The 14,363-nt window shown below is 70.6% G+C and carries 11 protein-coding genes; 5 read left to right on the top strand and 6 right to left on the bottom strand.

All coding sequences use genetic code 11. The annotated features are described in order from the left end of the window. Positions 1 to 293: 293 nt before the first annotated feature. The 3 genes from ACFP2T_RS28660 to ACFP2T_RS28650 all read left to right on the top strand — a co-directional run bounded on the left by ACFP2T_RS28660 (position 294) and on the right by ACFP2T_RS28650 (position 3,759). Positions 294 to 905: a DUF4956 domain-containing protein gene (locus ACFP2T_RS28660; RefSeq protein ID WP_377426974.1), complete on the top strand. Its 612-nt coding sequence runs from the start codon at positions 294 to 296 to the stop codon at positions 903 to 905. Between the two features lie 152 nt (positions 906 to 1,057). Next, positions 1,058 to 1,795, top strand: coding sequence for a polyphosphate polymerase domain-containing protein (locus tag ACFP2T_RS28655; protein WP_377426971.1), 738 nt, complete (start codon positions 1,058 to 1,060; stop codon positions 1,793 to 1,795). Positions 1,796 to 1,896: 101 nt separating this feature from the next. Next, positions 1,897 to 3,759, top strand: a complete 1,863-nt coding sequence (locus tag ACFP2T_RS28650; RefSeq protein WP_377426969.1) for a carbohydrate-binding domain-containing protein — start codon at positions 1,897 to 1,899, stop codon at positions 3,757 to 3,759. Positions 3,760 to 3,917: 158 nt separating this feature from the next. Here ACFP2T_RS28650 and hppD read toward each other — a convergent pair whose 3' ends face one another. Both hppD and ACFP2T_RS28640 read right to left on the bottom strand, forming a co-directional pair. After that, entirely contained in the window at positions 3,918 to 4,985 is a 1,068-nt protein-coding gene (gene hppD, locus ACFP2T_RS28645) for a 4-hydroxyphenylpyruvate dioxygenase (RefSeq protein ID WP_377426966.1), read from the bottom strand. 98 nt (positions 4,986 to 5,083) lie between these two features. After that, positions 5,084 to 6,145, bottom strand: a complete 1,062-nt coding sequence (locus tag ACFP2T_RS28640; RefSeq protein ID WP_377426964.1) for a ParB/RepB/Spo0J family partition protein — start codon at positions 6,143 to 6,145, stop codon at positions 5,084 to 5,086. Between the two features lie 570 nt (positions 6,146 to 6,715). On the opposite strand from ACFP2T_RS28640, the gene aroF reads away from it, so the two are divergent. Both aroF and ACFP2T_RS28630 read left to right on the top strand, forming a co-directional pair. Next, on the top strand, positions 6,716 to 7,948 hold the full coding sequence (gene aroF, locus ACFP2T_RS28635; protein ID WP_377426961.1) for a 3-deoxy-7-phosphoheptulonate synthase: 1,233 nt from the start codon (positions 6,716 to 6,718) through the stop codon (positions 7,946 to 7,948). 209 nt (positions 7,949 to 8,157) lie between these two features. Further along, on the top strand, positions 8,158 to 11,298 hold the full coding sequence (locus tag ACFP2T_RS28630) for an AAA family ATPase (protein ID WP_377426959.1): 3,141 nt from the start codon (positions 8,158 to 8,160) through the stop codon (positions 11,296 to 11,298). Between the two features lie 86 nt (positions 11,299 to 11,384). Here ACFP2T_RS28630 and acpS read toward each other — a convergent pair whose 3' ends face one another. From acpS to ACFP2T_RS28610, 4 genes are read right to left on the bottom strand one after another with little or no spacing between them, the layout of a single operon-like run. Beyond that, positions 11,385 to 11,753 carry a holo-ACP synthase gene (gene acpS, locus ACFP2T_RS28625; protein WP_377426956.1) on the bottom strand — a complete coding sequence of 123 codons (369 nt, stop codon included), beginning with the start codon at positions 11,751 to 11,753 and terminating at the stop codon, positions 11,385 to 11,387. Continuing rightward, complete coding sequence (locus tag ACFP2T_RS28620) at positions 11,737 to 12,936, bottom strand: acyl-CoA dehydrogenase family protein (RefSeq protein WP_377426953.1); 1,200 nt, start codon at positions 12,934 to 12,936, stop codon at positions 11,737 to 11,739. Before ACFP2T_RS28620 ends, acpS begins: the two co-directional genes overlap by 17 nt. Beyond that, positions 12,929 to 13,519 (bottom strand): acyl-CoA dehydrogenase family protein, encoded by a 591-nt coding sequence (locus ACFP2T_RS28615; protein ID WP_377426950.1) that lies wholly within the window; start codon positions 13,517 to 13,519, stop codon positions 12,929 to 12,931. The genes ACFP2T_RS28620 and ACFP2T_RS28615 overlap by 8 nt, the downstream gene beginning before the upstream one ends. Beyond that, positions 13,516 to 14,358, bottom strand: a complete 843-nt coding sequence (locus ACFP2T_RS28610; protein WP_377426948.1) for a hypothetical protein — start codon at positions 14,356 to 14,358, stop codon at positions 13,516 to 13,518. Before ACFP2T_RS28610 ends, ACFP2T_RS28615 begins: the two co-directional genes overlap by 4 nt. Between the last annotated feature and the right edge of the window lie 5 nt (positions 14,359 to 14,363).

The raw sequence follows: 14,363 nt of genomic DNA, 5'->3' as shown, positions 1-14,363 counted from the left end.
GGACCGTCCTGGCCGACATCCGTCGAACCCGGACGGGCCGAGTCGGCCCGGCACCTCGTCGACCGCCCCGCCCTTCGGTCGACAAATCATTTGCGCCCCCCGCACTCGTCCAACCGTCCGTTTTCCACACTTGGACAGCAGGCGAATCCGCCCTTTCACCGTGACGAAAAACAATTGACCGCAAGCTATCGCGATGACTCAGTAAGGGCCGACTATGGTGGTGAATCAGTTACCGCCACGTCGGCGCGTGTTCACCTGACAGGCGTCGGCTGGACACTACGGGAGGAACGCCAGTGTCGCGCCTCGTACTGTTCATCATCGATCTCGTCGCGGTGAGTGTGCTCGTCTTCGCGCTCTACTTTCCCCGCCACCGCCGCCGGGACCTGGTGGTCGCCTATCTCGGCGTCAACGTGGGCGTGCTCGCCGTGGCGGGCTCGTTGAGTTCGAGCAACGTCGGCGCGGGACTCGGCCTCGGGCTGTTCGGCGTCCTGTCCATCATCCGACTGCGCTCCACCGAACTCGACCAGCATGAGGTGGCGTACTACTTCTCCGCGCTGGCGCTCGGCATCCTCGGGCCGCTCAGTGGCGGCTCCGCCTGGCTGGCACCGAGCCTGATGGTGCTGATCCTGGTCGTGATGTACCTCGGCGATCATCCGAGGCTGTTCCGCAGTTACCGGCGCCAGATCGTCGTACTGGACTCCGCCGTGACCGACGAGGTCGCGCTCGTCACCCAACTGGAACAGCTACTCGGCGGCCGGGTCCACTCGGCCGCCGTGGAGCGGATCGATCTCGTCAACGAAACCACGGTCGTCGAGGTCCGCTACTCACGCCGGATTCGCGGACCGGTCACCGGCCCGACCGGTTTCGGCGCCCGACGCGCGGCCCGGCTGGCGGCGCAACGATGACGTCGACGCCGGCCCGACGGTCCCCGGTTCCGACGGAACCGACGGCCGTGCCGACGGAACCGACAGAGTCGACGGCCGTTCCATCGCCTCCCCCGGCCCCGTGGCCCGCTCCCTCGGCCCCGTGGCCCGCTCCCCTGGCCACGCTCGCCGAGTTGGCACCGATCGGCCTGACCGAACTCACCGAGCATGCCGCGCTGCTCGCCCGGACCGACCGCAAGTATCTGCTGCCACTACCCGAGGTGTCGGCGCTGCTGCCGGAACTCGCCCCGGACACCCGGGTGCTGCAGATCGGTGCCGAGCGGCTGTTCCGCTACCAGTCGGTCTACTTCGACACCCCCGAACTGACCAGCTTCCGCTCGACGGTGCACCGCCGACGCCGCCGATTCAAGATCAGGACCAGGACCTACCTCGACTCGGGTACCTGCTGGCTCGAGGTGAAGACGGAGGGCACCCGGGGCGGAACGGTGAAGAACCGGCTCCCGTACCGGTGTGCCGACGACGCCACCGTCGCCCCGGGCCGGTGGTTCGTGGAGTCGGTACTCAGCGACCTTGCCGTCGCCGGGCACACCGCGCTGGTGTTCGATCCGACGCTCGTCACCCGCTACCGTCGCAGCACGCTCTACCTGCCGGCGTCGGCCAGTCGGCTGACCATCGACGTCGACCTGCACTGGCAGGACGACGGCCACCGTCAGTTGGACCTACCGCACCTGGCGGTGATCGAGACCAAGACCAGGTCGGCTCCGTCCGCCGCCGACCGGTTGCTCTGGGCCCGTGGCCACCGCCCGACCTCCATATCCAAGTACGCGACCGCACTGGCCGCCCTCCACCCCGAGTTGCCCGCCGCACCGTGGCGGCGCACCCTCCGCCGGCACTTCATCCCCGCTGCGTGACCGCACCTCGGTCACTTCGGCGGTTCCACCCGTCGTACCGACGACATCACCAGGCTCCTGGATCACCCCAGGTCCACCAACCCCTGCGGAAGGACTCATCGATGTATCGTTCTCGCACAGTCACCGCCGCCATGGCCGTCGCCGTGGCGGCGGCTGCGGTCTGGGCGGGCGGCACAGCCATCGCCGGTCCGGCGGAACCGCCCCCGGTCGCCACCCTCGGAGCGGCCGTTGCCGCCGGCCCGGCGACCGGACTCGCGGCGAAGCAAGCGCTGGCCGACAAGACCACCGACCACGACGAGCCGGCCGACCACGAATGGAAGAACTCGCACGTCGCCGACGTCACCCTCGCCGGCGGGAAAGCCCGGAGCCGCAGCGCCGGGATCACGGTGAGCGGCAGCACGATAACCGTCACGTCGCCGGGCACGTACCGGTTCACCGGTTCCCTCGCCGACGGTCGGATCGTCGTCAACACCTCCCGGCCCGGCATCGTCCGGTTGATCCTGAACGGCGTGACGATCGCGAGTTCCACCAGCGCCCCGGTCGCGGTCACCGCCGCCGACGAGGTGATGGTGGTGCTGGCCGCCGGCACCACCAACCGGCTCTCCGACGCGTCGGCGCACACTGTCCCGGTGGATCCGTCCGCCGCCCTGTCCAGCGTCGCCGACCTGACCATCAGCGGCACCGGCACCCTGGCCGTCACCGGCAACGCCGCCGACGGGATCGCCAGCGACGGTGGCCTGGTCATCGATTCGGGCACCATCACCGTGACCGCGGCCGACGACGGCGTCCGTGGCCAGGACTACGTGGTGCAGAACTGCGGCACGCTGACCGTCACGGCGGGCGGCGACGCCGTCAAGGCGGACAACGAGGACGACCCGGGCCTCGGGTACACCTACCTCGGTGACGGCACCGCGAACCTGACCGCGACCGGGGACGGCATTACCGCCACCACCGACGCCATCATCGCCGGCGGCAGGCTCACCGTCCGGACCGGCGGCGGCAGCGGCACCCCACCCGGTTCCGGCTCGGCCCAGGCCGTGAAGGCCGACACGGACATCGTGATCAGCGGTGGCCGCCTCGACCTCGACTCGTCCGACGACGCCGTCAACTCCAACGCCGACCTGATCGTGGACGGTGGCAGGATCACCGCCGCCACCGGGGACGACGCCATGAAGGCCGACGGCACCGTGACCGTCGCGGGCGGCACCATCAGCATCACCCGGTCCTACGAGGGGCTGGAAGGACTGAAGGTGGAGGTCACCGGCGGCAACATCACCATCGAGGCGTCCGACGACGCGGTCAACGCCGTCGAGGAGGGCGTACCCGAGACCGAGATCGCGCCGAACGCGGTGATCCGGATCTCCGGTGGGACGCTGGTCGCGAACGGTGGCACCGACGGGCTCGACTCGAACGGGCTGCTGGCCGTCTCCGGTGGCGTCGTCATCGCCGGCGGCGCGTCGACGCTGTTCGACGGCGGCGAGGCCGGCATCGACACCAGCGGCGCGCTGGAGCTGACCGGCGGTGTGCTCGCCGCCGTCGGCCTGCACGCGTCCGCCAACATCCTGCCGCCGACCGGAATGGGCTGGGTGTCGTACGACCTCAGCTCCGTGCAGCCCGCCGGCACCGTCCTGCACCTGGCGGACTCGACCGGCGCCCAGCTGGCGGCGTTCCGGTCCGACCGGGACATCCGCAGCATCGTCCTCGCCGCCGATCCGATCATTCGCAACCAGCAGTACCAGATCCACCTCGGCGGTACGGTGTCCGGCACCGCTCTCGGCGGCGGGCTCTATGCCGGTGGAACGCTGTCCGGCACCCTGGTCGCCACCGTCACGGCCGGTGCTCAGGGGCCCGGTGGACCGGGCGGTCCCGGTGGTCCCGGTGGAACGCCACCGCCCTCGGGTACCCCGCTTCCGCCGACGTCCACTCCGATTCCGCCCTCCTCCACCACTCCGGCGGCGGACTGACTCCGTACGGGTCCGGGGGTCCGCGACACCGGGCCCCCGACCCGTACCCGACGGCCCCCCGAAGGGGGAACGGGCCGACCGACACGACAGGAACCGGGGCCCTTCCACCGGTACGATCGGTGGAAGGGCCCCGGCTCTGGCGATCGATATGGAGCCGATCAGTCCCGCTCGGCCGCCTGCTGCCGCTCGACGGCCTCGTAGAGCGCCTTGATGTTGTTGCTGCCGAAGGTCCGCGCCCCACGACGCTCGATCAGCTCGTAGAACAGCGTGCGCCGGTCGTGCCGGGACTCGGTGAAGATCTGGAGCATCACCCCTCCGTAGTCCCGGTCGGCGAGGATGTTGAGTTCCCGCAGCGTCGGCACCGGCACACCCACCTCGCCGAGCCGCTCCGGCAGAGCGGTGTAGTAGCCGTCCGGCGTGGACAGGAACCGCAGCCCCCGCGCGGTGCAGTCTCGTACGCCGGCAGCGATGTCCTCGGTGCGGAAGGCGATGTGCTGCACGCCGGCCCCGTCATGGTCCCGGACGAACTTGTCGATCTGTCCCGGGGCCCGGCTGGTGTCCGGCTCGATGATCGTGAACGTGACGCCGCCGGACCGGCTCTGCACCACCTTGGACTCCATCGCCTGGGAACCGACGACGATCCGCTCCTCGAACGTCTGGTCCAGGTCGAAGACGTCCCGGTAGCGGCGAACGGTCGCGTCGAGGGTCCCGGCCGGAAGGCAGACGGCCAGATGGTCGACCGTCCGGAGGAGACCGCTGTCGGCCGGCGCCGCCGCGACCTCCTCGATCATCCCGGGCGCGAACGGCGCGTCGGCCCGGCTCCGCGAAGTGAACCGGTGCTCGACGTCACCGAAGCCCTCCACGGATGCGATGGTCACCTGGGCGCCGTCCCGCTCGAGAACCACCGGCGGCGAGACGGGCGCCGCTCCGCGCGCGACCGCTTCGGCGAAGGCGGCGGCCGCGTCGTCGACGGCGAGCCCGACGACGGCCACGCCGGCGCCATGCCGGCGAACGTACTCATCGGCCCGGTGCGCCGGGCTGAGTGCCGAGGTGACCAGCAGGGCGATGTCGTGCTGGCGTAACAGGACAGACCGGCGGTCCTGCACTCCGTTGTCCGGCCCGCCCTGCCCATGGACGGTGAATCCGAAGGCGTCGCACAGTTCCGTGGCGGCCTTGTCCGCGTCGTCGGTGAACAGTTCGAGGTGGTCGATCGTGCGGCATTCCATGGCAAGCCTCCGTGGTGCGCGATCGTGGGGGATGGCGGCCAGCTGGGTCGTCCAACTGCTTGTCGTGACTGTCTGGACACCAGGCGGAGGTGGGAGCCTCATCCCACCTTTGCGATATTCCTGGTCGCCCGCGTGGCGAACTCGGTCCAGAGGTCGGCGAACTGCCCGGCCAGGCCGGCGACGACGCCCGTGCAGTGCGGCGGGAGGTTGTTGATGATCGCCTCCCATTCCTCGGTCCAGAGCGTGTGCAGGGTCAACAGCCGCAACAGGTTCCGCCCGGTTTCGCTGTACCGCAGCGCCGGGTCCGCCTTGAGCCGGTTGAGTGTCGTGGCGCGGTCGAGTACCGGCTCCCGCTGTGGGCGCGCGGGTGGCCGGAGGATCGCCAGTGAGTCCAGGTCCCCGCGGCGGTCGACGACGGGCTCGCCGGTGGCCGCCAGTGGCTTCCGCCGCCGCCTGGGAATCGGGTCTTCACCGTTCCGCAGCCGGTTGCGCACGTCGCGCGCGGTCTCCGGCGAGATGGCCGCGGCCCGGGCCACCTGACGGAGCGACAGATGCGGATTCTCGCTCATCAGCTGTCCCGCGAGCCGGCGACCGGCGCTTCCGTCGAGCGGTCGGACCCGGCCGTCCTGTCCGACCCGGATGCCGGCCCCCGGTGCTCCACCGGTGACCCGCTTCCGCACGTCCGCCACCGTTCCCGGGGAGATGCCGGTGACCGAGGCCACCTTCCGGTCGGACCACACCGGGTGGGAGGTGATGATGCGCTCTGCCGCACGTTTGCGGTCGGCGAGCGCCAGCGGCAGGCCGTGGGTGACGTTCAGACGTACCGCGAGCACGAACGCTTCGGCCTCGTCGCCGTCGAAGAACCGGACGGCGATCGTCTCCTCGCCGCGCCGGATGGCCACCTTCAGCCGGTGCACGCCGTCGATGACCCTCATCGAGGGTCGGTGCACGATGATCGGTGGCAACGGGCTCTGCGCCGCCGCGAGCGCCTCCAGATGCTCGGGATTCTCGCCCGAGAGTCGGGGCGAGTCGGCAGTCGTCAGTGAGCCGACCTCGACCTGGACGACAGGTTGCTGATTAATTCCCTCATCCTCGGACGACCCTACGGCCCTGGAACGTGCAGCGCGCTGCACGACACCCCTGCCGAGGCGATCATCCATGGCGAATCCGTCACGGAGCGCCGTGCCAGAATGTGAGATCCGGCCTTTTACCACGGCTCTCGACTCCCCTCAGTCGTATGAGCAGCACGCTCGATCGCATTAATTCGCGATCCAAGCAGTCGTCCGAAATTATCACCGTCAATTTCGGCGACGAAACCCCTGAGAAACCCCCACCCCCCTGCCCGACCCCTAGGCCACCCCTAGCCAGAATCGAGTTCTTTGGCGATAAGTGGCTTAATAAAGGCGATAGTGTCCGATTCGCGAATACGCATACTGATCGATGCTCACAGGCGCTCTACCTGCGGATATGTGCCGCCTGAAGTCCTTGACGCGGCAAACGTGACAGCCCTCGGCCAAACCGGTCGCGATGACACACCAAGAAAACACGACGTTGAGCACCATTACGTCGGATACTCGACTGACCTCGGGCCCTAGGGGTACTCAGCCTTTCAGCCAAGATCTTCGGCCACTCGTATTGGTTGCGACAAAACGACTATCGATAGCCGCCGACACAACACCCTACCGACACATGCGGGCAGTGACCATCCGGGCGTTGCGGACCGCGTACAAGTGGGCAAAATCGGAATTGACATTCAGCAGTGGCAGCATAAGGATCGACTAGCCGAAAACCTCTTTGCTGAGCAAACTTTCGCGGAACCGGAAGAGTCAATTCGGCGACATCCAAACCAACTGCGGAACTACATGCTCCGTAGCAAGCGAGAACCGGAAATTCTTCGACAGGAGGAGAGCGTCATGGTGGTGGTGATGGCCCCGGAGGCCACGGCGGAGAACGTCGCGGCCGTCGTCGACTCCGTGCAGGCGGCCGGGGGGAAGGCCTTCGTCAGCCGCGGCGTGTCCCGGACGATCGTCGGTCTGGTCGGCGACGTCGGAGACTTCGAGGCGCTGAACCTGGGCAGCCTCGCGGGCGTCCTGCAGGTGATGCGGGTCTCCGTGCCGTTCAAACTGGTCAGCCGGGAACACCATCCGGCCCGATCGGTCATCCGGGTCGGCGGGGTGCCGATCGGACCCGACACGATGAGCATGATCGCCGGCCCCTGCGCGGTGGAGACTCCGGAGCAGACCCTCGAGGCGGCGCTGATGGCAAAGGCGGCGGGTGCCTCGCTGCTGCGCGGCGGTGCATTCAAACCGCGCACCTCGCCCTACTCGTACCAGGGACTCGGCGAGGCCGGACTGCGGATCCTCGCCGACGTCCGCGCCGAGACCGGGCTGCCGGTGGTCACCGAGGTCATCGATCCGGGCAGCGTCGACATGGTCGCGTCCTATGCCGACATGCTGCAGGTCGGCGCGCGTAACATGCAGAACTTCGCGCTCCTCCAGGCCGTCGGCTCGGCGGGCAAGCCGGTTCTGCTCAAGCGCGGATTCAGCGCGACGATCGAGGAATGGCTGAGCGCGGCCGAGTACATCGCCCAGCGCGGGAACCTGGACATCGTGCTGTGCGAGCGCGGCATCCGCACATTCGAGACCTCGACCCGCAACACCCTTGACATCAGTGCCGTCCCCGTCGCACAGCGACTGTCACACCTACCGGTGATCGTGGACCCGTCACACTCCGGTGGTCGCCGAGACCTCGTACTGCCGCTGACCCGGGCGGCGATCGCGGTCGGCGCCGACGGTCTGATCATCGACGTGCATCCGCAGCCGAAGGTCGCGCTCTGCGACGGCGACCAGGCACTGATGAACTCGGACCTGAAGGAGATCGCCGACATCGTCAGCCTGCTGTCGCCGCTGATGGGCCGGAGCCTGACCATGCCGATCGCCGATCGGGCCCCCGCCCCCGCCTAGCCGACCGGAGGTCCTGGGCATGACCGGGTGGTGGAGCGATGACGCTTCGCCACCCGGAAGTGCGAGGTGTGGACGCTCGACCCTACCGGGCGAGCCCGATTCGGACATCGATGAACATCGTATTGATTCGGTCCAGCCGCCGTACATTCGCCATCCAGTCCCGCTGCATAGGCTCCGCCTACCGGCATCGGCGACAGGAAAGGCGTGAATTGTACGACCTCAGCCAGCTGGCGGCAGACGGCTCGGACGACGCCTCCGCCCCCCACGACTCCCGCCGACGTCGCGCCGACCTCCGGCGCCCCAGTCGTACCGGCCAGTCCGGTCCGAAACTGGCGCTCACCCGGGGCGGGGAGACGCGGCAGATCGAACGGATCCTCGAAGACCTCGGCGGTGGTGCGCACTTCGTCGAGGTCACCGGTGACCCCGGGATCGGCAAGACCAGATTGCTCACCGAGATCGCGAACCTCGCGCGGGCACGGAAGATCCCGGTCTGGTCCGGTGCGGCGCCACAGGCCGGCTGGGAGTTCCCGTTCGGCGCGTTCGTCGATGCCGTCGACCGCCATCTCGTCGGCGCCAGCCCCGTACAGTTCGCCGGACTCTCGCCGGACGACCAGGAAGCACTGGCGTCGATCTTCCCGACGTTTCCCGGACCGGCAGACGGCGATTCCCGGCCCGCCCGCCTACCGCAGCGGTACGCACTGGTCCGCGCCATTCACGCGCTGGTGGAGTCGTACCCGTCCACCGGCGGCCCCCTGGTGATCGTTCTCGACGATCTCCACCGGGCCGACGACCAGACGATCGACGCCCTGCGTTACCTGTTGCACTCCCCGCCCCGGGCCGCGCTGCTGGTGGCGTTCGCGCACCGGGAGCGGCAGACGCCGGCCCAGCTCCGGGCAGCGGCCGGCACCGCACCCGAACTCACCCGCCTGCGCCTCGGCCCACTGTCACGACGCCAGGTCGGTGTCCTGCTCGCCGGCCGGTCACACCCACTGCGACCTCAGGAGCTGTACCGGCGGAGCGGTGGGAACCCGCGCTACCTGGAGGCGCTGGCCACGGTGGGCCCGGCAGCCGTCGACGCCGCGACCGTCGCTGAACTCGACGGGTTGTCACCCAACGCCCGGCAGACCGCATCGGCGGCCTCGGTCATCGGTGACCGGCTCCACCTGCCGGTCGTGGCACAGGTCGCCCAACTGTCCAACGTCGACCTGCTGCACGCGATCGACGAACTGGTGGAGCGGGACCTCGTCCGGTACGTGCCGGAGACCGGTGACCTGACTTTCCGGCATCCGTTCGTCCGTCGCACCATCTATCAGAGCAGCCGTCCCGGATGGCGACTCGACGCGCACGCCCGGGCCGCCCGGATACTCACCGCCGGGTCCGACGCGGTCGCACTCGCGCCACACCTCGCAGTGGTCGCCACGCGGGACGACGAGGGCGCGATCCGCAATTTGATCACCGCTGCGGCCACGGTGGAGACGACCGCTCCGGAGACGGCGGCACACTGGCTGCGTGCGGCGCTGCGTATCTGCACCAGCGACCGGCACGCACCCACGCGGTTCGCGCTCCTGGTCGGGTTGGGCCGGGCGCACGGCCGGGCCGGGCGGCCGGCGGACGGCTGTGCGGCACTGCGCGAGGCGCTGCGCCAGCCGGTACCCATCGATGATGCGGAGCGGGCCGAGGTAGCGGCACTGTACGGCCGGCTGAGCCACGTGCTCGGGCGGGGCGCGCAGGGGCGCGAACTGATCCGCTCCCAACTGGCCGCGCTGGTCGATCCGGACGGTCCGCACCGGGTGTCGCTGACCCTGCTGCTGGCCCACCTCGAACTGGTGTGCGGAGCGCCGGACCGAGCACGACCGTTGGCCGCGGGGGTCGCCAAGGCCGCCCCGAACTGCCGGCGACCATCCGACCGGGCCGGCGCGCTGGCCCTGTTGGCCGCGGTGAGCTGCTTCGAGGGCGCGGTCCGTCAGGTTCAGTCCGTGCTGGCCGACGCGGCGCGGGCACTCGACGGGCTGACCGACGACGAACTCACGGCTCGACCGGAGGCCGCCCTGTGGCTCGGCTGGGCAGAACTCTGGGCCGAGCGCCAGCGGGACGCGCTGCATCATCTCGACCGCGCGGTGACCGTGCTGGCCGATCATCCGCCCGACGGCCACGGCATCACGCTCTGCCAGGTCCTCATCGTGCGGACCCTCGCGCTGGGCGTGGCCGGGCGGCTCGGCGCAGCGGGCGACAGCGCCGAGCGGGCGGTCGACGTCGCCGAGGAGTTCGGCGGCACCGACCTGCGGAACACGGCCGCCATCCTGCGTACCTGGGTGGCGGCACGAGCCGGCCACCCGGCGCAGGCCACCCACCATTCGCCGCCGGACACCGGGACAGCCAGCGGCGGCTGGTTCACGACCCTCGGACGGGTGCTGGCGACGGAGAACCGGCTGGTCCTCGACTCCGAGGGCGGGCCGGTGGCGGGGTTCGGCCCCGACGACGAGGCCGTTCCGCCCGCCGATCCACGGACCCGGGTGGTCCACGCCGAGCTACTCACCCGAGCCGCGTTGCGGGCCGGGCGCACCGCGCTCGCGGACGAGTGGGCGCGTCAGGGCGAGTTGGTCGCCGGTGACGTGTCCCTGCCTGGACTCACCGGTCTTGCCATGTTGGCCAGGGCCCAGGTCCTGGCCGCCAGCGAACCCGGCGGCGGCGCCGCGGTGGCCGCCGCCGCGGCGAAGGCGCTCGGCTATGCCGGTCTGTGGTGGGATGCCGCACGCGCCCGAGCCCTCGCTGGCGCGGGGCGTGCCGCCGCAGCCAGCGGCGACCCGGACGATGCCGACCCGGCTCACGCCGACGCGGGTCGGATCGACGCGGGTCAGGCCGACCCGGGCGACGCCGAACCCCGTGACACCGAGCCGGGCCAGATCAACCTGGGCAACACCGGCACGCCTGACGCGCGCCCGGATGACGCCGGCCAGGATGACGCCGGCCAGGACGGCGCCGCCACGGATGATGCCGGACCGGACGACGCCGCCACGGATGGTGCCGGCGCGGATGATGGGCCACAGGCCGCCGACGAGCCGATCGTGCCGGGCGAGGCCGGCCCCGGACCGGACGGGTCACCGGGTGGCGCACCCGCGCCCCGGGCCCAACGCCGGACTGGCCGGGCCCTGCTGACCGCCCTGACCCGACGCGAACGGCAGGTTGCCGATCTGGCCGGCGAGGGACTCACCAATCGCGAGATCGCGGCCGCGCTGTTCGTCACCGAGAAGACGGTCGAGATGCACCTCACCCACGTGTTCGCCAAGCTCGACGTACGCAACCGGGTCGGCATGGCACGACGGCTGAACGCGGCAGCCAGGCCCGAGTAAGCTGCCGACGTTCAGGGTGCTGCCAGACGCGCGCCCCGGCGCGGCTGCGTCGGACGCTCGCCCCCTCCCCGCCGGCCATCACGCTCTCACCAGCCCATCGCGACGGCGGCGACGAGGCCGCCCTTGTGGGTGATCGAAACGGTCACCTGTCCGACGTTCACCCTCCTGGCGGCCTCGGTCGCGGCACCGTGCAGGCTGACCTGCGGTGCCCCGCCCGGCCGGGACGCCACGGCGACGTCGCGGGGCGCCACACCCTCGAACAGGCCCATGCCGAGCACCTTGAGTACGGCCTCCTTGGCGGCGAACCGACCGGCCAGGAACTCCCGCCGCCGCCGGTCCGACAGGCGCTCGGCGTGCGCCAGTTCGACGTCCGCGAAGACGTACCGGGTGAACCAGGCCCGCTGCGCGAGCCGGTCGAGTTCGTTCACGGCCAGCAGATCAATGCCCAGCCGCATGGCCGTTCCCACTCGGCTCCGGCGCGGTCAGGAAGCTGTTCTTCAGTACGCCGCGGAACACCGACATCCGGTGCAGGTTCGTGGTCCCCTCCATGATCTCGAAGGCCCGCACGTCACGGTAGATCTTCTCGAGCCAGGGGTGCTCCACCAGTGCCGCCGGGCCGAGCAACCGCGCGGCGAGCAGCGTGGCCTCCTCCGAGAGCCGGGCGGCCTGCGCCTTGGCCGCGCCGAGCCGATGGCTGTTCACCACGTCCCGATCGACGTCCGCCGCGCTGCAGTGGATGAGCAGGCGTACCGCGGCGATCCGGTCCAGCACGTCCTCGAGGTGCAGCCGGTCGTGACCGGCGAGGGTGCGCCGCTGTGACCGGACGTAGTCGCACACCGCCTGGGCGCAGCCCAGCGCCATCGCCGCGATGGTGGGACGGGCCCGGTACAACACCTGGGTGACCCCGTACAGGCCACGGCGGGTCGCGGGCAGGTGCGCGCCGAGCAGGTTCTCGGCGGGGATGCGTACGCGGTCGAAGCGCATCCGGCTGATCCGGGCGCCGCGCAGGCCCACGCTGGGCAGCAGTTCGCCGCTGAACCCGGGCGTGGCGGTGTCCAGCAGGACGGCCTCGATCCCCAGCAGCCCGGGTGCCCGCCGGCAGAACACCACGCCGAACTGTGCCCGCGCGCCGTTGCCGATGTAGCACTTCTCCCCGTCGAGGATCCAGCCGTCCCCGTCCTCGGCGGGCGTGAGGGTGGTCTCCAGTTCGGTGGCGGCGGAACCCTTGGCCGGTTCGGTGAGCCCGAAGAAGGTGTGCAACGGCTCGGCGACCAGCCGCTGGTAGTACCGGTCGGCCTGGGCCGGAGTGGCCAGCACGTCGATGACACCGCCGGAGAGCGCGGGGCCGGGACTGGCCAGCCAGACGTTGGGATCGCCGTACGCGAGCCGCTCCCAGGCCACGCTCTGCCCCAGCACGGTACGCAGCGCACCCACCAGGTTCGCCGGCGCCTCCGGCCCGGTCCAGTACCGGGGCGGGATGGCGACGAACCGGGACAGCCGTACCCCGGGCCGGTCCAGGTACTCGCCGATGACGTCGGGGTCCCGGTCGAGCAGCCGGCCCAACTCGCGGAAGTCGCCGGACACCTCGCGACAGAACCCGTCGAGCGCGTGCATCGTGTCGTCGAGCAGCTCAGGCATCGGAATCCTCCGTTCCCGGGTGCAGGTAGATGTTGCCGGTGACCTCGGCGAGGTAGATCTCGCCCGCCGGGCCGCCGACCAGGAACCCGGAGGCTCCGAACAGGTACAGCACCGCGCGGCCGAGCCGGACCAGGCGCTGGTGCGTACGCCATCGTGCGGCGGGGTCGCCGGACCGCCGCTCGGGCGGCATCACCTCGTCCTCGCGCAGCCCCATCGCGATGTCGGCCAGTTGCGCCTGGACGAGTTGCTTGGCCAGCAGTGAGGTGCCCTCCGAGCTGCGCTCCCCCAGGTGTCGTACGGCCTGGTCGAGCGCGCGGCGCAGCACCGCCCGGTTGAGGTCGAGCAGCCCGGACGCGAACCTCGCGGCGACGTCCGCCGGTACGGCCGGCCCCGGCCACGGCGCCACCGCGAGACCGAACCGGGCGAACGGCGTCGGCTCGGCGGTCGGCAGCGCCGTCACCGACGCGGCGACGTACCCGGTCGGTGCGGGAACGAGCTCGCCCGAGCAGACCCGCCGGTGCAGGGCGTCCAGCATGCCCGGATACCTGGTGGCGTGGAGTTGGTCGATCAACGCGCTGGTCACGACGACCTCCTGTGGGTCGGGTCGGTGGGCCGGAGCCGCAGGACGGCCGCCTGGCTCTGCCCGGTACGCGGGTCGGTGTCGCACAACACGACCGACCGGTACGCGGCGCTCCAGTCCTCGTGGTGGCGCGCGAGGTCGAGCCAGACGCCGGTGCAGAACGGGCCAGGTGCGGTCCGATGGATCGGCAGGCCGGTGCCGGCGAGTTCCCCGGCATCGGCCCACGGCCCGGCGACGAGCAGGGCCCCGCCGGGCTCCAGGCCCGCCGTCATCGAGTCGAGCAGGGTGCCGAGTCGGGTGCCACGGGGCGCCATCCGGGTGCCGTGGAACTCGTACCGGCCGGCGTCGTCGAAGTAGAGCAGTGCGGCGGAGTTCGGCACCTTGTTGTCTTCGATGAACGGATCCGGGTAGGCGTACGTGTTCTGCTCGCACACGAACAGGGCGAGGGTGCCGCACCGGCCGGAACGGGCGAAGGCGTCGGCCACCTTCAGGGCGGTGAACGGCGCCCGGAGCCCCTGCTCCGAGACGGCGAAGCAGTGGCTGCGGCCGCCCAGCATGTAGTTGACCCGCTGGGCCACGTGCTTGAGCGCGATCATGTCCGGCAGGCCGAACGCGAAGATGAGCAGGTCGGGGCTGGTCAGCTGGATCGGCAGCGCCCGGATCAGGCTGTCGGCGAGTTCGGTGAACCCGATGTTCGCGCCCTGTCGAAGCCGCCCCTCGTCTCGTCCGATGCCGAACCGGACGAGCAGGTCGCGTTCGAAGATCGCACAATCGGGATCCGGCCGGTACGGAACGGGGTCCGGCTCCAGCACCAGGGCCGCGGATGACAGTGACAGCGGCATGGGAA

It is taken from the genome of Plantactinospora solaniradicis (assembly GCF_042658085.1).
Taxonomy (GTDB): Bacteria; Actinomycetota; Actinomycetes; order Mycobacteriales; family Micromonosporaceae; genus Plantactinospora; species Plantactinospora solaniradicis.
The sequence above is the reverse complement of the archived record's forward strand: the minus strand, read 5'-3'. Positions and strand labels throughout refer to the sequence as shown.

Coding starts and splice junctions, on each gene's coding strand:
- ACFP2T_RS28650 (WP_377426969.1), top strand. CDS start 1,897: ATGTATCGTTCTCGCACAGTCACCGCCGCCATGGCCGTCGCCGTGGCG.
- hppD (WP_377426966.1), bottom strand. CDS start 4,985: ATGGAATGCCGCACGATCGACCACCTCGAACTGTTCACCGACGACGCG.
- ACFP2T_RS28640 (WP_377426964.1), bottom strand. CDS start 6,145: ATGGATGATCGCCTCGGCAGGGGTGTCGTGCAGCGCGCTGCACGTTCC.
- acpS (WP_377426956.1), bottom strand. CDS start 11,753: ATGCGGCTGGGCATTGATCTGCTGGCCGTGAACGAACTCGACCGGCTC.
- ACFP2T_RS28620 (WP_377426953.1), bottom strand. CDS start 12,936: ATGCCTGAGCTGCTCGACGACACGATGCACGCGCTCGACGGGTTCTGT.
- ACFP2T_RS28610 (WP_377426948.1), bottom strand. CDS start 14,358: ATGCCGCTGTCACTGTCATCCGCGGCCCTGGTGCTGGAGCCGGACCCC.